At 58.0% G+C, this 20980-nt stretch carries 19 protein-coding genes; 12 read left to right on the forward strand and 7 right to left on the reverse strand.

Annotated features, from left to right (window positions below; translation table 11 throughout):
- The first annotated feature begins 148 nt into the window (after positions 1 to 148).
- The 11 genes from rfbB to BN2476_RS35555 all read left to right on the forward strand — a co-directional run bounded on the left by rfbB (position 149) and on the right by BN2476_RS35555 (position 13214).
- Entirely contained in the window at positions 149 to 1213 is a 1065-nt protein-coding gene (gene rfbB / locus BN2476_RS35505; protein WP_087738864.1) for a dTDP-glucose 4,6-dehydratase, read from the forward strand.
- Positions 1214 to 1222: 9 nt separating this feature from the next.
- Entirely contained in the window at positions 1223 to 2104 is an 882-nt protein-coding gene (gene rfbA, locus BN2476_RS35510; RefSeq protein WP_087738865.1) for a glucose-1-phosphate thymidylyltransferase RfbA, read from the forward strand.
- Complete coding sequence (gene rfbC, locus BN2476_RS35515) at positions 2101 to 2652, forward strand: dTDP-4-dehydrorhamnose 3,5-epimerase (protein WP_087738866.1); 552 nt, start codon at positions 2101 to 2103, stop codon at positions 2650 to 2652. The genes rfbA and rfbC overlap by 4 nt, the downstream gene beginning before the upstream one ends.
- 176 nt (positions 2653 to 2828) lie before the next feature.
- Positions 2829 to 3749 (forward strand): dTDP-4-dehydrorhamnose reductase, encoded by a 921-nt coding sequence (gene rfbD, locus BN2476_RS35520; RefSeq protein ID WP_087738867.1) that lies wholly within the window; start codon positions 2829 to 2831, stop codon positions 3747 to 3749.
- A 152-nt stretch (positions 3750 to 3901) separates the two neighbouring features.
- Complete coding sequence (locus BN2476_RS35525) at positions 3902 to 4696, forward strand: ABC transporter permease (RefSeq protein WP_087738868.1); 795 nt, start codon at positions 3902 to 3904, stop codon at positions 4694 to 4696.
- Between the two features lie 120 nt (positions 4697 to 4816).
- Complete coding sequence (gmd, locus tag BN2476_RS35530) at positions 4817 to 5857, forward strand: GDP-mannose 4,6-dehydratase (protein ID WP_173819700.1); 1041 nt, start codon at positions 4817 to 4819, stop codon at positions 5855 to 5857.
- A gap of 7 nt (positions 5858 to 5864) precedes the next feature.
- Positions 5865 to 6743: a GDP-mannose 4,6-dehydratase gene (locus BN2476_RS35535; RefSeq protein ID WP_235851105.1), complete on the forward strand. Its 879-nt coding sequence runs from the start codon at positions 5865 to 5867 to the stop codon at positions 6741 to 6743.
- 209 nt (positions 6744 to 6952) lie between these two features.
- The gene (locus tag BN2476_RS35540; protein ID WP_087738870.1) at positions 6953 to 8176 is read left to right on the forward strand and encodes an ABC transporter ATP-binding protein; all 1224 of its coding nucleotides are present in this window, start codon (positions 6953 to 6955) and stop codon (positions 8174 to 8176) included.
- A 21-nt stretch (positions 8177 to 8197) separates the two neighbouring features.
- On the forward strand, positions 8198 to 9487 hold the full coding sequence (locus BN2476_RS35545) for a class I SAM-dependent methyltransferase (protein ID WP_087738871.1): 1290 nt from the start codon (positions 8198 to 8200) through the stop codon (positions 9485 to 9487).
- A 94-nt stretch (positions 9488 to 9581) separates the two neighbouring features.
- Positions 9582 to 12101: a glycosyltransferase family 4 protein gene (locus BN2476_RS35550; RefSeq protein ID WP_160111815.1), complete on the forward strand. Its 2520-nt coding sequence runs from the start codon at positions 9582 to 9584 to the stop codon at positions 12099 to 12101.
- Between the two features lie 153 nt (positions 12102 to 12254).
- On the forward strand, positions 12255 to 13214 hold the full coding sequence (locus BN2476_RS35555; RefSeq protein WP_160111816.1) for a class I SAM-dependent methyltransferase: 960 nt from the start codon (positions 12255 to 12257) through the stop codon (positions 13212 to 13214).
- 54 nt (positions 13215 to 13268) lie between these two features.
- On the opposite strand, the gene BN2476_RS48745 is transcribed toward BN2476_RS35555, so the two are convergent.
- Together BN2476_RS48745 and BN2476_RS45905 are read right to left on the reverse strand one after the other, a co-directional pair.
- Complete coding sequence (locus tag BN2476_RS48745; protein WP_235851106.1) at positions 13269 to 14336, reverse strand: hypothetical protein; 1068 nt, start codon at positions 14334 to 14336, stop codon at positions 13269 to 13271.
- Positions 14337 to 15012: 676 nt separating this feature from the next.
- A complete protein-coding gene (locus BN2476_RS45905) occupies positions 15013 to 15405 on the reverse strand; it encodes a hypothetical protein (protein WP_143811115.1) in 393 nt (130 codons plus the stop codon).
- Positions 15406 to 15519: 114 nt separating this feature from the next.
- Between BN2476_RS45905 and BN2476_RS45910 the strand changes: the two genes are divergently transcribed.
- Complete coding sequence (locus tag BN2476_RS45910; RefSeq protein ID WP_143811116.1) at positions 15520 to 15822, forward strand: hypothetical protein; 303 nt, start codon at positions 15520 to 15522, stop codon at positions 15820 to 15822.
- On the opposite strand, the gene BN2476_RS35580 is transcribed toward BN2476_RS45910, so the two are convergent.
- The 5 genes from BN2476_RS35580 to BN2476_RS35600 all read right to left on the reverse strand — a co-directional run bounded on the left by BN2476_RS35580 (position 15797) and on the right by BN2476_RS35600 (position 20974).
- Positions 15797 to 17662: a hypothetical protein gene (locus BN2476_RS35580; protein ID WP_087738877.1), complete on the reverse strand. Its 1866-nt coding sequence runs from the start codon at positions 17660 to 17662 to the stop codon at positions 15797 to 15799. The two genes, BN2476_RS45910 and BN2476_RS35580, sit on opposite strands and share 26 nt — an antisense overlap.
- A 249-nt stretch (positions 17663 to 17911) precedes the next feature.
- Positions 17912 to 18838 (reverse strand): glycosyltransferase family 2 protein, encoded by a 927-nt coding sequence (locus tag BN2476_RS35585; protein ID WP_087738878.1) that lies wholly within the window; start codon positions 18836 to 18838, stop codon positions 17912 to 17914.
- On the reverse strand, positions 18835 to 19254 hold the full coding sequence (locus tag BN2476_RS35590) for a GtrA family protein (protein ID WP_087738879.1): 420 nt from the start codon (positions 19252 to 19254) through the stop codon (positions 18835 to 18837). Before BN2476_RS35590 ends, BN2476_RS35585 begins: the two co-directional genes overlap by 4 nt.
- The gene (locus BN2476_RS35595) at positions 19251 to 20165 is read right to left on the reverse strand and encodes a transketolase family protein (protein ID WP_087738880.1); all 915 of its coding nucleotides are present in this window, start codon (positions 20163 to 20165) and stop codon (positions 19251 to 19253) included. Before BN2476_RS35595 ends, BN2476_RS35590 begins: the two co-directional genes overlap by 4 nt.
- On the reverse strand, positions 20165 to 20974 hold the full coding sequence (locus BN2476_RS35600) for a transketolase (RefSeq protein WP_218274572.1): 810 nt from the start codon (positions 20972 to 20974) through the stop codon (positions 20165 to 20167). Before BN2476_RS35600 ends, BN2476_RS35595 begins: the two co-directional genes overlap by 1 nt.
- Positions 20975 to 20980 lie beyond the last annotated feature (6 nt).

Consider the following 20980-nt stretch of genomic DNA (forward strand, 5'->3'; position numbering starts at 1 on the left):
GCAGAAGTGTCGCCGCGGCGTCCTCACAATGGCGTCACGGCGTCACTGCGGGCCGGCAGCGAGCGCATGACAGCGTGCCATAATAACGCGTTACCGGGTGGGGTATGCCCGTACCGCCGGTCGCTGCTGGTGCAACTGAGAGGAAAATATGATTCTGGTTACGGGGGGCGCCGGCTTCATCGGTGCAAACTTTGTGCTGGACTGGTTTCGCCAAGGCAGCGAGCCTGTCGTCAACGTCGACAAGCTGACATACGCAGGCAACGCCACCACCCTGGCGCCGTTGTCTGCTGATGAGCGCCACATTTTTGCGCACATCGACATTTGCGACGCCGCTGCGCTCGCCGCGTTGTTCGCCAGGCATCGGCCGCGCGCCGTCGTCCATTTTGCAGCAGAGAGCCACGTTGACCGCTCCATCCGTGGGCCGGGCGAATTCGTGCAGACGAACGTCGTCGGCACTTTTATGTTGCTCGAAGCCGCGCGGGCCTATTGGAACGAACTCGACGCAGGTGAGAAAGCTGCGTTCCGGTTTTTGCACATTTCAACGGATGAGGTCTTCGGCTCGCTCGAACCGGACGACCCGCCGTTCAACGAGCGAACGGCGTATGCGCCCAACAGCCCCTATTCGGCGAGCAAGGCTGCATCGGACCACTTCGTCCGCGCCTATCACCACACGTACGGTCTTCCTACTCTCACGACCAATTGTTCGAACAACTACGGTCCTTATCAGTTTCCCGAGAAGCTGATCCCGCTGTCGATCACGCGGGCTATCCAGGGCGAGAAGCTGCCGGTGTACGGCGACGGCAAGAACGTGCGCGACTGGCTGTACGTCGGCGACCACTGCGCCGCGATCCGCACCGTGCTGGAAAGGGGAGTCGTCGGACGTACCTACAATATCGGCGGCTGGAACGAGAAGACGAACATCGACGTCGTGCGCACGATCTGCGATGTGCTCGACGAGTTGCGCCCGGCAACATCGGGTGGTTGTTACGCAGAACAGATCGAGTTCGTCAAGGACCGCCCCGGACACGACCGGCGCTATGCGATCGATGCGTCGCTGATCGAGCGCGAACTGGGCTGGCGGCCCGCCGAGACCTTCGAAACGGGCATCCGGAAAACGGTGGCCTGGTATCTGGACAATGCCGGGTGGGTCGATGGTGTAACGAGCGGAAGCTATCGAGACTGGTTGGACACGCACTACGCGCGGTCGAACTGAGGGCACGATATGGCACGTAAGGGAATCATTCTCGCGGGCGGGTCGGGGACTCGCCTTTACCCTATCACGCACGCGGTGTCGAAGCAGCTGCTGCCCGTGTACGACAAGCCGATGATCTACTATCCGCTGTCGACACTGATGCTGTCCGGCGTACGCGATGTGCTTATCATCTCGACGCCCGACGATACGCCGCGCTTCCAGGCGATGCTGGGCGACGGCAGCCGGTGGGGCATGCAGATCCAGTACGCCGTGCAGCCATCTCCGGATGGCCTCGCGCAGGCATTTCTCATCGGGCGCCACTTCATTGGCAACGACGTTTGCGCGCTGATTCTCGGCGACAACGTTTTCTATGGGCACGATCTTGCGCGGCAGCTCGTCACCGCGAACGCGCACGTCAATGGCGCGACGGTCTTTGCCTATCACGTCAATGATCCTGAGCGATACGGTGTCGTCGAATTCGATGCGCAGTTCCGCGCGCTCTCGATCGAAGAGAAGCCCGCGCAGCCGAGATCGAACTACGCCGTCACGGGCCTATATTTTTACGACAACGACGTCTGTGAGATCGCTGCGAGTATCAAGCCTTCAGCCCGCGGCGAGCTGGAAATTACCGACGTCAACTCCCATTATCTGAACGCCGGCAAGCTGCGAGTTGAGATCATGGGGCGTGGCTACGCGTGGCTCGACACGGGAACGCACGATTCGCTGATCGACGCGGCCACGTTCATCGCGACCTTGCAGAAGCGTCAGGGCCTCGTGGTTGCCTGTCCGGAAGAAATCGCCTTCCGCAACGGGTGGATCGCGGCGGAAGATGTCGCAAGGCTCGCCGCGCCGCTGACCAAAAACGCTTACGGCAAGTACCTTTTGAAGCTGTTGACCGAGCCCGCCGCATGAAAATTTCCATTATTGCCACTTCGTTGCCGGAAGTGAAAATCGTCGAGCCAAAAGTGTTCGGGGACGAGAGAGGCTTTTTTTTCGAGAGCTTCAACGAGCAGGAATTCGCTCAAGCGATAGGTGAGCAGGTCAAATTCGTGCAGGACAACCACTCGCGCTCCACGAAGAACGTACTGAGGGGCCTGCATTATCAGATTCAGCGAGCGCAAGGCAAGCTCGTGCGCGTGATCGCCGGTGAGGTCTTCGATGTGGCCGTCGACATGCGCAGATCGTCACCGAATTTCGGCAGGTGGACGGGGCATCGTCTGAGTGCCGACAATAAGCGCCAGATGTGGATCCCGCCGGGCTTCGCACATGGCTTCTTTGTCTTGTCCGAAGCCGCCGACTTCCTTTACAAGACGACTGATTACTGGTTTGCGGAACACGAGCGCTGCGTCGCGTGGAACGATCCGGAGATCGGGATCGACTGGCCCTTGGATGCCCCGCCGATTCTGGCGACGAAGGACGCGGCAGGCAAACGCTTTGCCGACGCCGAGGCCTACGACTGACCGTCCGGAAGAGGGACACGCAGGCGATGCGTTTGCGCCCTGAATTAGGGGCGGGATTGTATCAGTTCGTTACGACCGCTTCGGCCGCCGGCCGGGCGAATCTATAATTTGCGGCTTGACGCAGATCTCGATTCGGTAAGAACGACGCGCCGAGCGCCAATTGGTATTTTTTACTCATGACTGATCGCCGTGAACCTGTCGTTCTAGTGACCGGCGTGACCGGGCAGGTTGGCGCTGAATTGCTATTGCGTCTGCGCAATGACATACGGGCGGTTGGGGTCGACCGGAATCAGCTCGATTTGTCGGATTTGGGGCAAATTCGACGTGTGATCTCGGACGTCTGTCCTTCGATCATTCTGAACGCCGCTGCCTATACGGCCGTCGATCAGGCTGAAAGCGACCAGAGCAAGGCGATGCGCATCAATGGCGAGGCTCCGGGTGTGCTGGCCGAGGAAGCACGTCGGATCGGCGCACTGCTTGTTCACTATTCGACAGACTATGTATTCGACGGTACGAAGGACGGTGCCTATGACGAAACCGATCTTCCGAACCCGCTGAATGTGTACGGGGCGACGAAGCTCGCTGGCGAACGTGCCATTGCGCAGGTAGGTGGTGCGTGGGCTGTACTGCGGACCAGCTGGGTGTACGGCATGCACGGCAAGAACTTTCTCTTGACCATGCTGCGTCTTGCACAGCAAAAGTCTGAGCTTTCCGTAGTCGCAGACCAGTTCGGTGCGCCCACCTGGTCGCGAACAATAGCCGAAATGACGGCACGCATGCTTGAGCAGCCGTCCGGTGGACTGGCGGCGGCACGGGAAGCGTGGATAGACCGCAGCGGTGTCTATCACCTGACAACTGCGGGTGCAACGAGCTGGGCGGGATTCGCGCAGGCGATTTTCGCTCACGCTGGATTAAGTGCGCCGCCGACCGTGCTGCCGATTTCGACGGATCAGTACCCGACGCCTGCGCGGCGCCCACACAACTCGCGGTTATCGAATGCGAAGTTGACCGAGGTTTTCGGAATCCGGCCGCCGCAGTGGGACGATGAACTGGGCCGCTGCCTGACGGTGCTGCGCGCGGCTCGCGAGGGAAGATAACGATCCGGCCCTTCGGAACCTGGCAGGTTGCCTCCCGACCAGACGATAACGGACAATAGCGTGCGTCCGATCTGCCCTATGGCTGCTGCAGGTCGGCGTCATCTGCGGAATGGCGTCCCATTCCCCTCGCGACAATTGATTGAGGGCAAGACTTGAGTGCTTTGTTGAGTGCCGTCTTACGGTACAGGGGCTTCATTATCGGAAGCGTAAAGCGTGAATTTCAGACACGCTATCGCACGAGCATGCTGGGTGCGGCGTGGCTGGTGCTGCAGCCACTCGCCATGATTCTCGTGTACACCGTGATTTTCGCGGGTGTGATGAAGTCACGGATGCCGGGCGTCCAAAGCACGTTCGGCTACAGCATTTACCTGTGCGCCGGCATTCTGACCTGGGGCCTCTTTGCCGAGATCGTCTCGCGTGCGCAGAATGTGTTCGTTGAAAACGCAAATTTGTTAAAGAAGCTCAGTTTTCCGCGGATCGCGCTACCTGTGATCGTGACCGTATCCGCCTTGGTGAACTTTGGAATTATCTTTTCGCTGTTCACGATATTCCTGATATTGAGCGGCAACTTCCCCGGAATTCCTTTCGTCGCACTGATCCCGCTCCTGGTCGTTCAGACCATCTTCGCAATTGGTCTTGGCATCTCGCTTGGCGTCCTCAACGTTTTCTTTCGCGACGTCGGGCAGTTTATGACGATTTTTCTGCAGTTCTGGTTCTGGTTCACACCGGTCGTCTATCCGTGGCATGCGCTGCCCGACGAGGCCAAGGCGCTCGTGAAGTTCAATCCAATGGCCGACCTCATCATGGGCTATCAGGCCATTCTCGTGAACCGCGAATGGCCAGACTGGAGCGTTGTCTGGCCCGTGCTTGTGGCCGGTCTGCTGCTGTGCGCATTTGGCCTTTATCTGTTCCGCCGGCACGCGGCGGAAATGGTCGACGAACTGTAGGGTCCACGCCGTTGGCTATCTTCCGGCGGGCGGATGCGGGAGGTCCGTCGGCTATAATCCGTTAGTTATTGGTATTGTTGCCTTTGCCGCGAATATCACGCGAAGGGCTTTCTCGAGGAGATGGAATTGACGAGCGCAGTAGTGACTGGTATCACCGGACAGGACGGGGCGTACCTTACCCAATTGCTGCTTGAGCGCGGCTACGTGGTCTATGGTACCTATCGGCGCACGAGTTCGGTCAACTTCTGGCGTCTCCAGGAAGTGGGTGTGCTGGGTCACCCGAATCTTCATCTGGTCGAGCACGATCTGACTGACCTCGGCGCGACCATTCGCCTGCTCGAGATGGCAAAGCCGCGCGAGGTCTATAACCTCGCGGCGCAGAGTTTCGTGGGTGTGTCGTTTGAACAGCCGGCAACGACGGCTGAGATCACGGGCGTCGGCGCACTGAATGTGCTCGAGGCGATTCGCATCATCGATCGCTCGATCCGTTTCTACCAGGCATCGACGTCGGAAATGTTCGGCAAGGTGCAGGCCATTCCGCAAAAGGAAGACACACCGTTTTATCCGCGCAGCCCCTACGGTGTCGCAAAGCTGTACGCCCACTGGATCACGGTCAACTATCGCGAGTCGTACAACATCTTCGGTTCGAGCGGCATTCTTTTCAATCACGAATCACCGCTGCGCGGCCGTGAGTTCGTAACCCGCAAGATCACCGATTCCGTCGCGAAGATCTCGCTCGGCAAGCTCGATGTGCTCGAACTCGGCAACCTCGATGCCAAGCGCGATTGGGGCTTCGCCAAGGAATACGTCGAAGGCATGTACCGCATGCTTCAGGCCGACGAGCCGGATACGTTCGTGCTCGCGACGAACCGTACGGAGACTGTGCGCGATTTCGTTTCGATGGCGTTCCGTGCTGTCGGTAAGGACATCGAGTGGCGCGGCAAGGCTGAGCAGGAAGAAGGTCTCGACGCGTCCAGCGGCAAAGTGCTCGTCCGCGTGAATCCGAAGTTCCATCGTCCGGCGGAAGTCGATCTGCTGATCGGCAACGCTGCAAAGGCGAAAGAGAAGCTGGGCTGGGAGCCGAAGACCACGCTCGAGGAACTGTGCAAACTGATGGTCGAGTCGGATCTGCAGCGTAACAAGATCGGCTTCTCGTTCTGAGATGCCTATGCGCCGTGTTTTGATTACAGGTGCCCATGGCTTCACGGGCTCGTATGTTCGAGACGAACTGGTCAGCGCCGGTTATCAGGTCACAGGCACGTGTGTCGGCGGTCTTCCGCGCGAAGGCGAGTTGCGGCTCGATATTACTTCGCTCAACGATTGCCGGCACGTGATCGAAACGGTCCGCCCGGACTTCATTGTTCATCTGGCCGCGATCAGCTTTGTCGCGCATGAAGTGCCGCTCGACATGTACCAGGTCAACGTGCTTGGCACGTTGAATCTGTTGCAGGCCTGCGCGGATGTCGGCCACCGGCCGGACAAGATTCTCATCGTCAGTAGCGCGAACGTCTATGGCAACGCTGGCGGTGTGATCGAGGAAAGCATCACGCCAGCGCCAGTGAATCACTACGCGGCGAGCAAGCTCGCGATGGAAAACTTGGTCAGAACATGGTTCGACCGGTTGCCGATCGTGATGGTGCGTCCTTTCAACTACACGGGGCGTGGGCAGGCTGCCCGCTTTCTGATTCCGAAGATCGTGTGGCACTTCGTCAATCACCGCCCGGTCATCGAACTGGGCAATCTGGACGTTGCGCGAGACTTCTCCGATGTCCGGACGGTGGCGAAGCTCTATCGCGCGTTGCTCGAGTCGGACGCGCAATCGGAAGTGGTCAATATTTGCAGCGGCAAGCCTTATACGCTGGAAGAAGTGCTGGAAATGGTGCGAGTGGCTTCTGGCCACGATCTGAAAGTCCAGGTCAATCCAGCATTCGTGCGACAAAACGAAGTCAAGACGCTGGTCGGCTCGCCCGACAAACTGCACGCACTGGCCCCGGGTATTGAGCCGATCGATATGCGGGCTACGATCAACTGGATGGTCAAGGGCTGAACTGCAGCAGGCCCACGCGGGGCGGGAAATGTTGTCGACCGGTCTGGAAGGTTGGAACAGATGGCGGCGCGAAGCGTTGATCCTGAGATTCGGTCAGGAGCAACGGCGCGCCGCCGCTGCACATGTGGACGATGCAGTTGACCGATGCGTATGCATGGGTCGAGTTCCAGTCTTTCGAGCCAGCAACTCGATAAGCGGATCAAATATTCATGGGCAGTATCTCAGTACAGAAGGTCAGTAAGGCGTACAAGCAATACCCGTCTCGCTTCGGGCGCCTCATCGAATGGGTTTCGCCCGTCGCGGTCACTCGTCACAACGTGAAATGGGTGCTGCGCGACATCAGCTTTGAAGTTAAGCAGGGCGAGGCGATCGGCATTGTCGGCATCAACGGCGCGGGCAAGAGCACGCTGCTCAAGATGATTACGGGAACCACCCAGCCGACGAGTGGCAACATCACGATGACGGGCCGCGTGGCCGCGATGCTGGAGCTTGGCATGGGCTTTCACCCCGACTTCACGGGGCGTCAGAACGTCCTGATGGCGGGTCAGTTGCTCGGCTATAGCATCGACGAGATCAACGCGAACATGCGCAAGATCGAAGACTTCGCAGAAATCGGCGATGCCATCGACCAGCCCGTGCGCGTGTATTCGAGCGGTATGCAGATGCGACTTGCGTTCAGCGTCGCCACGTTTCACCGGCCCGATATTCTGATCGTCGACGAAGCGTTGTCGGTTGGTGATGCCTATTTTCAGCACAAGAGCTTTGACCGCATCCGTTCGTACCGGGAAGAAGGGACGACGCTGCTGATCGTCTCACACGACAAGTCCGCGATCCAGGCGATATGCGACCGGGCCATCCTGTTGAATGGCGGGAGTCTGGTCAAGGAAGGACCGCCCGAGGAGATATTCGATTACTACAATGCGCTGCTGGCCGACAAGGAGGCGGCGTCGGTAACGCAATCGGTTACGCGCGAAGGCAAGACGCAGATCGTGTCGGGTTCCGGCGAGGCAACCATAGCGGACATCCGTTTGATCGATTCCGAGGGCAATGCGAGCGAGATTCTCGATGTCGGCGCTCCTGCCGTGCTCGAGATCGAGGTCGCGGTCCATGCCGCGGTTGAAGAACTCGTGCTTGGTTACATGATCAAGGATCGCCTTGGCCAAACCATTTTCGGCACGAACACGCATCACCTTGAGCAGTCGGCGAAATCGGTAATTGCAGGGGACCGCATTCGATATCAGTTCACCTTCCCCATGAACCTCGGCGAAGGTACCTACTCGATTGCGACCGCGCTTCATGCAGGGCATTCGCACGTCGGCGCGAACTACGAATGGCGGGACCTGGCCGTTGTTTTCCAGGTATTGAATATGTCTAAAAGAAAGTTCGTCGGCTGCACGTGGATCGAGCCCGAGTTGAACGTCGAACGTCGCTAAGGTCGGAACGCGGGGAATTATATGGTATCGGATGATTTTTATCGTGCGCTGGAAGATCGCTTCCGCGGTAGTCGTGATGTCATCAAACGGCGGCAAAGTGTCTATATGCCGTTCGTGGAAGCACTGTCGACCCGCATCGGCAAGAAGATGCTCGACGTGGGATGCGGGCGCGCTGAATGGCTTGAATTGCTAAAGGAACGCGGGATCGAGTCTGAAGGGCTGGATCTGAACGAAGATTTCGTGCGGGCCGGTCAGGAAATGGGGCTGTCGGTGTTCAGGGCTGACGCGATGGAACATCTGCGAGCACAGGCGGACGGGGCATATGCGTTCATCAGCGCGTTTCATGTGGTCGAGCACCTGGGCTTCAACAATCTTCTTGCGTTTTTGAAGGAAGCTCATCGTGTCGTCGATGACGGTGGCGCGATTTTGCTGGAAACGCCTAACCCGGCCAATCTCGTCGTCGGCGCGTGCAACTTCTATCTGGATCCGACGCATGAACGCCCCATTCCATCTATTTTGCTCAGCTTTGCAGCGGAGTATTCTGGGTTCGAGCGCGTAGTGGTGGTTCCCGTCAATCGGGGTGAATTGCATAACGACCTTCAACTCATGCCGGGTGAGTTGACGGGTGCGACAGTTATAAACAAAGTGGTTTCGGCTCTGGATCAAAATCTGATGCAGGCGCCGGACTACGCGATCATTGCTTTCAAGAAACAGGATGCTGATCTGATCAGGATCGCTGAGTCACTCGTGAGCGCTTCTCCACTCTCGACCTCGAAGGAAGAGGAGGAAGACGTGAATGCATTGATTGAAAGAGTGCTTGAGGCTGAGAAGGAAGCTGTGCTGTGGCGCGAGAAAGCGGCGCAGACGGCGGAGTCGTTGCGCCGGGCCGAGCAAGCTGCCGTCGATGCGCAGTCGCGTGCGGCCGCTGCCGAAGCCGACGCCAACAGTGCGAAGCAACAGGTTGTAGCGTTGGTTAACAGTACCACGTGGCGGATGATGGGTCCTGTTCGAGGCGCCGTGCAGGTCCTGAAGACAGTTGGCTTTTCGCGTGCGGGTGCGAAGCGTGTCGCGAAACCGGTGCTTGTTCGAGGCGCGGCTTTCTTGCACGCGCACCCGAAGCTGAAAGATCGTGTTGCGTGGACATTGCGGCGCTTCCCCGCGCTGCGGTCGAGGCTAGTCGGCATCGCCGGCAATGAGGCGCTCGGTACGGCGCCCGCTGCGCCCGCAGTTGAGTCCGTCGAGCAATTAACGGCACGAGCTCGGACCGTCTATCAGGATCTGTTGCAGTCAAAGAAGTCAAACCATCGGTAACCGATAACTACTCGCCAGAATAACTATGCGCATCGTTTTGGATTTACAGGGTTGCCAGTCTGTTAGCAGACTGCGAGGAATTGGACGCTATAGCATGGCCTTGGCGAGGGCCATCGTACGCAATTCAGGCGAGCACGAAGTATGGATCGTCCTTAACGACCTGTTTCCCGAAACGGTCGAAGTGATTCGACATGCGTTTGTCGACTTGTTGCCGGCGGAACGCATTGCAGTTTTCTCGTTGCCGCCGCTGACGTTGTATCGAGGCGTCGACGATTGGCGTACTTCGGCAGCCGAAATGATCCGCGAACATGCGATTGCCGAGCTAGAACCTGATGTGGTTCACATCAGCAGTCTCTTCGAAGGCTATGTCGATAATTCGGTTACGTCAATCAAGAGGCTGTATCCGGAGATGCTCACGGCAGTGACGCTGTACGATCTGATTCCGTATCTGAATCCGGACAAGTATCTGGTCGATGCCGGCTTCAAGCAGCACTACATGGGCAAGATCGAGGCGCTCAAACGCGCTGATATTCTTCTCGGCATATCGGCCTATTGCGGCGAAGAAGCTGCCACCGAACTTGGCATTCCGCGCCAACGGATCACCAATATTTCAACCGCTGTTTCCGATGCGTTCAAACCGATCGATCTCTCCGCGTCTCAACGAGATGCGTTATTCGGTAAGTTCGGCATCACACGTCCTTTTGTGATGACGACAGGTATCGTGGAACCACGGAAAAACCTGGAAGGTCTGATTGTCGCGTACTCGAAGTTGCCGGCCGAATTGCGCAAGCAATACCAATTGTTCATGGTGTGCCAGGCGACGGAGTCGAATTCGGCAAAGCTGTATCAACTGGCCAAGTCGAATGGCCTTTTAGAGAATGAACTCGTACTTGCTGCCTACGTGTCGGACAAAGATCTCGTCGCCCTGTACAACCTTTGTCATCTGTTTGTTTTCCCCTCATTGCACGAAGGATTTGGCCTTCCGGCGCTCGAAGCCATGGCATGCGGCTCGGCAGTGATCGGATCCTGCACCACGAGCATTCCGGAAGTGATCTGCCGCGACGACGCGCTCTTCGATCCACTCGACCTGAACCAAATGGCGGCAATGATGGAGCGCGCGCTGGGCGACCATACGTACTGGCAGTCGCTCCGAGAAAACGCGATCGAGCGCGCCGGTAAGTTCTCCTGGGATGCGACGGGGCAGCGCGCACTGAAGGCATTCGAAGAAGCGCACGCATTGCGGCGCGCGGAAGTCGCTGCTCGGCATGAGACAGAGCCCGGTTCCTCATCGGAGTCGCAGGCACTCGCGTCGCAACGTTATCGCCGGTTGGTTGACGCGCTCAGCAAGATCGACCTGCCGACTACGGATGGTGATTTTCTTTCGAGCGCGGACTCGATCGCCGCAAATCAGAGAGTGGGACGCGCCCGGCAACTGTTCGTCGATGTGTCCGTGCTTTGCCATGTCGATGCAAAATCAGGTATTCAACGAGTCACGCGCTCCATACTGCTTCAGTTGCTGAAATCGCCGCCGCCAGGCTTGCAGGTTCGCCCCGTCAGGCTGGATCGAAGCGTCATGGCCTATCGCTATGCCAACGAGTTCTGGCGCACGATCGGCGTAGGCGAGAAGCCGGTTGACGACGCAGACGAGTGGCTCGATACGCAGCAGGGCGACATCTACCTCGGCCTCGATCTCGTGGCCGATTGCGTGCCGCCGGCCGAGCAGTGGTTCGTGCGTCAGCGCCGGCGCGGCGTGAAGATCTATTTCGTGGTTTACGATCTGCTTCCCGTCATGCATCCGGACTGGTTCCCGGAAGTCATCGCGCTGTGCTTCCCGCCGTGGCTGAAGACGATTTCGCACGTGTCCGACGGCCTGATTGGTATTTCTCGCGCGGTGGCCGACGATCTGCGCGTATGGCTCGACACCGGTCCCGTTGACCGGCTGCACGATCTGAAGCTGGGTTACTTTCACCTGGGCGCCGACATCGAAAGCAGTCAACCGTCGAAGGGCTTGCCGCCCGATGCCACCGGGACCCTTCATGCGCTGCGTTCGCGACCGACCGTCCTGATGGTGGGCACGGTCGAGCCGCGCAAGGGGCACATTCAGGTCGTTGCCGCATTCGAGAAGCTGTGGGCGGAAAACGTCGACGTCAACCTTGCCATTGTCGGCAAAGCGGGTTGGGGATTGGCCGAGTTCGCACAGAAGCTTGAGCAACATCCCGAGCGGAACAGGCGTCTGTTCTGGCTGCAGGGCGCGAGCGACGAATTCCTCGAGCAGGTTTACGAGGCATCCGCTGTGCTGCTGACGGCGTCCAATGGCGAAGGCTTCGGCTTGCCGCTGATCGAGGCCGCGCAGAAGGGCTTACCGATCATCACGCGCGACTTGCCTGTTTTCCGCGAAGTCGCGGGCGAGCATGCTTTCTATTTCAATGGTGATTCGTCCGGGGCGCTGGCCGATGCCGTGAATGCTTGGCTTTTGGCGAATCACGAGGGCAATGCGCCTGTGTCGACGGGCATGCCGTGGCTCACGTGGGCGCAAAGCGCCGATCAGATCAAGAACGTACTGCTGCGAGAAGAGTGGTATGGGACGTGGTTGCCGGTGGAGGCGCACCACTGAGGGTTCGGCGCGTGATCGCGATGGAGGCGCGGCTCCTCATCCGACTTGAAACGCCGCGATTGAAGTGACAATCTGAACCGACTTGACTCTTACATTGCGAGGGCGATGATGTTCCTGAAAAGGCGTAGTTCGACTGTGGCGCAGGAAATTCCTGTGGAGAGCTCCAGCGTCGCACCGGTGATGCAGGAAAGCGGGACGGATACAAGGCAGCTGTATTCACTGGAAAGCTTTCCGTTGCGGCCGCCCTTGCCGCTGCCTGAGGGTGTGGGTCGGGACGATCTGTTCGAGTGGTTGCGACATGTCCATGTCGAAGATGCGCCGGATACGATCGCGAGCTATTGCGAGCAGGATTTCGAGCGCTTCCTGCACACGTTCGGCTTAGTGCAACGCGCGATTGCCGGTTCGAGCGAATCCGTAACCGGGCTTGAACTCGGTGCCAATCCCTACTTCACGACCATGCTTTTGCGCCAGTTCACTCCGGTGGACTGGCGCCTCGCGAACTATTTCGGCCCAACGTACGCAAACGGCAATGCGACGCAACGCGTGTTCTTCAATGAGTTCAGCAATGCGTCGATCAAGGCGGACGTTCAACTTGAGTACGCTCACTTCAATATCGAAGAGGACGCATTTCCTTTCGAGTCAGAGTCGCTTGGGATCGTGCTGTTCTGCGAGATCATCGAACACCTACTGAACGATCCGATTCGCGTCCTGCGAGAGATCAAGCGGATCCTCAAACCAAACGGGACATTGGTATTGACTACACCGAACGTCGCCCGCATCGAGAATGTCGCGCGGATGATCGTGGGTTCAAATATCAACGACGGCTACAGCGCATATGGTCCGTACGGGCGACATAACCGTGAGTACAACAAACACGAGCTATACACGCTGCTGAACTATCTGGGCTTTACGGTCGACGAAATTTTTTCTGCGGATGTTCATCTCAATCAGGCCGATGCGCACCTCGACACGGCGCTGTTCGGTCATCTGATCGACTACCGCAAACACGATCTCGGGCAATACATTTTTATTCGTGCGCGAAAGACCGGGCCCGACGGTGGGAAGCGTCCAGGCTGGCTCTATCGATCCTACGATCCGTCGGAGACGGACTGAGCGCCGGAAGCAAGTGAAGAAAGCCGACCAGGAGTTGGCTTCTTCGTTTCGCGATCAACTCTTCTTCCGTACGACGATGCCCGCGGACGTCGTCACGTGCTGGCCGAATTTGATCTTCAGATGCGGAGCGTCAGCGTAGGGTGGAAGATCGACATGGAAGTCGAGGAAGTGCGAATCTGGCGCGACGATAAATCGCTGAACTTCGTGACCGGCCGTTCTGAGACGCTCGACAAGTTCTTCCAGATCGCGGCGACGATAAAGTACCGTGTGACCCTCTTTGATCGTCTCGTCATTGGATGACAGATTGAATTCTGTCGTATGCACCGCGACGCCGCCTGGTTTCAACGACTTCTCAACGCTGTTTATCACAAACTGCATGCCTGCCTCCAGCGAGCCGAGATGCTCGAAACTGCAACAGGACCAGGTAAAATCGAAGCTTGTGAGATCATCGCTGATTGCGTTCATGTCGCAAAAGCGATGCGCCACTTTTGCATCGAACACCGCGTCCGAGACGATCTCCGGAAATTTGAGCTCTGCGAGGCTGTCGCTATGTTGTCCCGTTTCGGTCCAGCCGCTCGACACGCCGATTTCCGGTGGAGCGTCGGTTGCGAGCACGGTCACCCCGCGGTTCGCGAAAACGGCAGGCAGTCGTTCCTGACCGACGCCGAACCCGATCCCGCGGTTTCCTTCCTTGAGCACGCCTGCTTGTTCGAGATGGTGGAACACGAAAATCCATTCCCACAGTTTGCGATGGAATTGCAAGCCGTGAGCAAGGATGCCGCAAATCTCCTCGTAACGTGGATGAAGAAAGTCCGCTGCGCTGCATGTGGAGAAGGGTAGGAACGGTTTTTCCGCGGACCAGTGCGATGGTTTCGGCAAATACAAGTGGTCGCGAAGGGCTTTTGAGACGCGCGCGTCGAACGATGCTTCGAGCGTAGCGACCTGGTGACGAAGGCCATCGATCTCTTGTCGCAGCGACGGCAAAGAGATCGCATCCCTGATTTCGCCCAATGCCTCTTTCTGCGACTGAGGAAGCTGGGTGATCGTGTGATTGATATTCAATAGCGCGGAATAGGCGCGGGCCAGCTGGCGAAACGGAGTAATTTGTCTAATGGCCATCATGCTTCTGTGCGGTTACAGCGACGATGTAAAGGAGCCAGTTCATGCTGGCCCCGCGATAGAATGTTCTCCGTGCGAGGTGCCTTACTGCCTCGAGGACATCAGAGAGTCTACGGTGTAACGTCTATTTTGCCAATTCTGAGATAGTGTCCCGACTGGATCGGTCCGGAGATGCCTTTGTGGGTGCTGTGACGTCTGTCTGAGCTAATGAGACGCCGTTAGAATACATGCAATGCGAAGGTTCAGACGTGGAATCAGTCTGGCTTCGGTTTTTCAGCATTCAATGCAGAGCCGAACAACAGCATCTACTTCGACGGAAAGATCCCGTATTGCGTCGCTCCGGGAGCGGGTGGAAAACCGCTTGGAACCGGCCATTTCGGCTGATTCGATTACCGCATGCAGGTGGTCGGAAACACCGATGCAAGCGGCAACATCGTTGCAACGTACAACCTCGGCGCGACCCCAACTATCATCCAGCCGTCCGTGCAGAACGCGGGAGCCGTGCAGCTTACCGCGCAGCCGTCGACGGCACCGCAAATGGCAACTCTGCAGCGATCAAGGTTTTCACCGGTGGCTCTCGTCTGGTGAGCAGCGCCACGAAAGTGAATGTGACGCTCTCATACGAGTCCACATCAAGGAACAGAAGAATAAAACGGATCCTTCTCGCTCTCGTATCGCTCTATGCGTAGATCGCTTTCGGCGCGAGTCTCGCACCGATCCAGCGGCTGAATCCTTCGGGTTCATCGAGCGGCCAGACCATCGTCTCGACGGGAGCGTCGAGCGCACCGGCGTGGGGAGGGGCGGGGCTGAACGGTATTGCCGTGATCGTCGCAAACACAGTGCTCGCGAACGCGACCAGCTCTTCAGCGGCGCCGACGGCATTTGCGATGCCGAGCTGCAGCACGTCATCGAGCATCCTGCAATACACGAGCAATACCGGCTTTACTTGCAGCACGACTATCTGGGCATCGCCTCCCGCCATAGGAGGAACGGCGGCGGCCGTAGGCTCATTCACGACGCTGAACGCAAGCGCGCCGATCACACCATCCAGCCCGATCGGGATCAAGGGCACGGCGACGCACGACAGCGCGCAGGCCGGGAGTATTGGCGAATATCCGACGCCGGGATCGGCAACTGGTGTCTCCGTTACCAGGTTACCAGTGGCACGCCTCTCACAGTAACAAGCATGTTCCTGACCGCCGGTGACTGGGATGTGACCGGGATAGTGAGCTTTACGCTGTCGAGTTCGACGATGTCAGTTGCTATCGCAGGGATCAGCACCACTGCGGCGACGTTCCAGAACGCGGCAACGGGCGTTCAGAACTCGCAGGCGCAAATCAGTTCGATGACGATTGGAACCAATGTAGCGGCACCCATTACCCGGATCAGCATCGCCTCCACGACGACGGTCTATCTGGTGGGGCAAGGCAATTTCTCGGGCGGCACAGTCACAGCCAGCGGATTCATTCGCGCGCGGCGCGTACGTTAATCGCCTTCACGCCAAGACCCAGCACGCGCTCGTCAGCCGGGCCGCCATCCTGCATCGGGGAGACGGCGCCCGGCGTTCTGAAGACGATCGACACCTTTTCCTCCTTCACGAGATCAGCCGGTATCACCGCAGTCCGGTGACCGGCGGGTCCCTCCTTGTCAGCGTCGAAATACCACGTCGCAACGTCCTTTCCGTTGACCGAGACGATTACGGTCTGCGCCTTGTGCGTGGGCGTGATGTACGCCATCACGTCGGCGTCCAGATCGAACGGTCCGCGCTTGTCCTTCGGCAGGTTGAAACTCAGCTCGGCGTCGGCTTTCCCGTCCGTCCATGTTCCCCATGATTCAGGGGTATTCCATCCATCGCCTGAATACTGCCGCCCATTTCCGGCCGTTGAGAAGTTCAGCGGGCCATCCATCGTGTACAGGCTTAGACATGACGATGGCACTATCACGAAGTCTGTGCCTTCTGCGTACCGCTGCTCGCACTTATGGTCGACGTCCGGCGAGCTGGCGACCATCACGTATTTCACGTCGTGTCGGATGCTTGCGCCACCCTGCCATGCGATGGACTTGTCATTGAACGGATACTGGAAGGCGGTCAGAGACACCATCACGTTGGCGATCACGGGGAGTGCGCTATCGTCCGACGCCGTGTTCCCCGGCGCGAACGGCGGAAAGCCGATGTTCGTCGCACTGTTGGCGTACGACAAGACGCGCACGAGCGGGCGCACGGGCTCGGTAAATCCATGAAGGACGACGCACGCGATCGCGGTCGCGCAGGCCATAGTCGCCGCGCCGGCGATATCCTCGACGGGCTTCATCCTGATCGGCAGCGTGACGATGCGCACCGCATTCATGATGCCAAGTGTGACAATCAGGAACATGTGCTTTTTGATGGCATAGGCTGAGCCGTCGCCATGAAACTTGAGAGCGGCGAACTGCACGACCGCCAGCGCCGTCGCGGCCACCACTGCGCAGCCCAGAACCGAATCGACGTATGTGCCCCTGTTGCGCAAACGCAGCACAAGATTGAGCACACCGATTGCGCCGCACAGGATCGCGACGGACATGATGTGCGTGTAGCCGAAGTTCAACGCGCCGTCGTTCGCCGAGATGCGGCGCATGATCTTGAACACAGGATGCTCGACCACGATGACGGCCGATGCGATGGCGGCAAGCAGCACGTAGGCGAAATACCTCAGCGGGAGCTGCTTCTCGCGTACCCAGCGGTGCAGGCCGTCGAACGCCAGCAGCGCGAGCCCGGCGCCGAAGATATGAACGGACGCCAGCGGCTGTACCCACATCGTCAGGCCACCAGCAACAGTCAGCACGATCACGCGTTCCAGCAGATCGCCCGACCGCGCGAGCCACATGAGAATGCCGAAATAGATCACATCGCCGACGAGCTGCGGGTAGAAGAAGTTCAGCACGACCTCATAGCCGACCATCGCTTTCGTGAACTTGAAGGCATAGAAAGCCGCTGCGAACAGGACGATGCGGACAATCGACCCTTCTCCAACCAGACCTATGATGAGGGCGTAGACCAGAAACGCCGATGCGATCGTGATCAGGTTGATGCCGACGAGGCCCGATCCGCCGATCCAGCCGATGACGGCGGCCATCCAGTGCGTCGCTGGTGGGTAGAACGCCATGATGCGCATGCGATCAACTGCATCCGGCCTGATCTCTCCATACTTCATAATCTCGTCGACCAGCATGTAATGCTGCACGAGGTCGAAGCTGCTGGTCTGGAAGTAAGGGCCGAATCGGACGAGAAGGAAAACGAGCGCGCAGGCGGCTACAGCCGCCACGACAAGGCGGGAATGCGTTCGGGTCATGGGACGGGGTGCTGCCGGACGATTACCGGTAGAGATTGATGTGATTGAGGAGCCAGCTCCACGCGGCGATCATCAGAACGACGCCAGCGAGCAGGATAGCTTCTTTAAGGCCGGAGCGAAGCGCGGGTGACATTGAGCCTCCTATATAGGTTTCTGCTGGATATTACATCAGCCGAAAGCGTTCAGCGGGTGAGCGACAGTAGCGACGATCTTTCCTTCGGGAAGGTTATTGCATGCCGCAATCGGTCGCTAAAAATTGATCCGCTCCGCCTCGATAACGTGAGGCAAATTGCGCACCTGAGTTTGAATCGCGCCAATGTATTCGCCAAGGAGACCGAGGAACATCATTTGCAGTGCGCCAAAGAAGAATATGCCAATGAGAATCGGCGCCGTCCCTAACACGAAAGCATTCCAGAACAGCAATTTGGCCACAAGATAGCCAAATGCGATGATCAGACTCACGAATGCCAGCAAGAAACCCGCGATAGTCATCAACCGAAGCGGGACCTTGGAATGCTTGGTTATTCCGAGCATTGCCATATCATACAGTGAGTAGAAGTTCTGGCTGCTTACGCCGCGAACTCGACGTGGCTGCTTGAATGGAACCGTCGCGATCGGAAAACCGACTTCGCACACGAGGCCGCGAAAGTACGGGTACGGGTCCTGAATCGAACGCAGTACATCAAGCACGGCGCGATCAAACAAACCGGACCCGGTCGCGTTCTGTACTAGCGGCACCTCGGAAATGCGCGTGACGATCCTGTAGTAGAGCCTGCGCAGCCGGAACATTATCTTCGATTCTTCGCTGACCGGTTTAACTGCCATGACCGCCTTGAAGCCCTCCTCCCACTTCTGGACGAATTCAAGAATCATTTCTGGCGGATCCTGCAGATCTGACGCGATTAACACTACTGCATCACCGTCCGCTTGCAGCAGGGCATGGTATGAAGATCGGATATACCCGAAATTCCGCGCGTTGACAATTACTTTGACATGCGGATCAGATGCCGTAATCTGGCGAAGCAGCGGGACAGTATCGTCTGTAGAGCAGTTGTCGATGCACAGATGCTCGTAGTCATAGGGGATCGACTGCATGACTTCCGCAATGCGCCGGCAGAGCTCGGCCACATTAGCTTGCTCGTTAAACAGCGGCGTGACCACACTGATTTTTTTCATGTCTTGAACACAAACTGGCTATTTAAACGGTACGCAAGCAGCGCAAGGGGCAAGATCATGACCATGCCGCTGTAATAGGCATTCATTCCCAGCCGCATCAGCATGCCGACACCAAGCACGTTCACACAATAGACAACGACATAGACGAGCAAGAATCGCACAATCTTTGAGTTGTCGTGAGACTTAAATACAAGCGCACCCGTGCTCTTAAAGTTGAACAGGGTGCCAAGTATCGTCGAGCCTGCAATTGCCACACTATAGTGGCATCCGGCATAGATCATCAGCGTGAATACGCCATATCCAAACAGCGTATTCAGACCGCCGACTATCAGATAGTTAAAAAACCGCACCTCGCCACGTACCAGCGCTTTTGCGAGCGACCACAGGCGGTTCGGCTGGGTGCGCGTCTCGTTCATTGCTGATCGAGAGCTTTGAGTGTGAGTTGAGCCCGCGCGCGCAGATACTCCTGGCTACCTGAGACGCCGATGAAACGATTGGGAATCGCAATCCGGCGCACCTTCGGCATGCGTCCGATGCCGCCTGCACTATATAGGTCGCTCAGCGCCTCGACGATGGAACCGCCGAATCCACCATTCAATTGATGCTCTTCCACTGTGATCAACGTATTGAACGACTGCGCAAGCGAGGTCAGTGCACTATGTGAGTAATTTCCGATAAACGGCACGCTATAGACGGCATGGTCGAGTCCGCCATCGCGCACTTCATTCACGACATTGCCCAGCATCGCGCCAGTCACAAGCACGGCGGCGCCACGTCCAGCGCGAACCTGGATGAATTCTCCTGGCGTCAGCGTGAGTGCGGTTTCCGCCGCGTGCACAGCCGGCTCTCCCGACTTGTTGATGCGAACATATCCTGGCCCACGATGCTTTACCATGAACTCTGCGGCCGCGCGCGCTTCGATCGCGTCGGCGGGCGCGCAAACCGTCATGTTCGGGATGGCGCGCAGCATCGCAATGTCTTCTGTAGTGTGGTGCGACACGCCTTGCGGCCCGTAGGCGTACCCAGCGCCGACAGCCACCACCTTGACGCTGGACTCGTGGTAACAGACGTCATACCGGATCTGCTCCATGCAACGGAGTGTCGGAAAGTTGCCGATCGAATAGGTAAATACGTTATAGCCCTCACGCGCAAGCCCGGCGGCGACTTGCGTCATGTTCTGTTCGGAGACGCCGACATTGAGAAAACGGTCAGGAAACGCAGTCGCGAACGGCTCCAACACAGAATATCCAAGGTCTCCGCAAAGCAGGAACACGTCATCGTGCGCGTCCGCAAGGGAACACAGGGTATTGATGAATGTGTTACGCATTACTTCACCCCCAGCTCAATGCGAGCGTTCCTGTAGTCATCTTCGCTCGGCGAGCGGTAGTGCCAGGCGAGTTGCTGCTCCATGAAGCTCACGCCCTTGCCCTTCACGGTGTGCGCAACGATGCACTTGGGCTTACCGGAACGGTCGGCCTTGAGTGCGCGCAACGTGTTTGAAAGCTGCTCGAGATTGTGTCCATCGACTTCATGCACAGTCCAGTTGAACGCGCGAAACTTGTCGACGAGCGGCTCGAGGTTCATCACCTCCGCCACTGATCCGAAGCTCTGGATTTTGTTGTAGTCGACGATCGTCACGAGGTTGTCCAGTTTCTGGTGAGCCGCGAACAGAATCGCTTCCCAGTTGGAGCCTTCGTCCAGTTCGCCATCGCTCACCACGGTAAAGACCGTGTACGGCAAGTTGCGGCGCAAGCCAGCAAGAGCGGTCCCGCACGACACGCCCAAGGCATGGCCGAGACTTCCCGTGGAAAGCTCGATGCCTGGCACGCGATGATTCACGTGGGACGTGAAATAGCTTCCGTCGGTGGCAAAACCCTCTGTCAGTTCGGCAGGCGTGAAGAATCCGCGCAACTCCAATGCGGCGTACAGTGCCGTGCACGCGTGCCCTTTACTGTAATAAAGGCGGTCTCGCGAGGGTGCCTGTCGCGTCGCCGGAGCAACGTCGAGCACCTCGTTATAGAGCACCGCGAGAATATCGGCTACGGAGAACGCGCCGCCGATATGAGAGGTGCGCTTGAGGTGGCAAAGTTCGAGTGCTCTCAAACGCATCGCGTTCGCAAATGAAGCAGTATCCATGGTAGT

The organism is Paraburkholderia piptadeniae (assembly GCF_900007165.1).
In the GTDB taxonomy this organism is placed as follows: Bacteria; Pseudomonadota; Gammaproteobacteria; order Burkholderiales; family Burkholderiaceae; genus Paraburkholderia; species Paraburkholderia piptadeniae.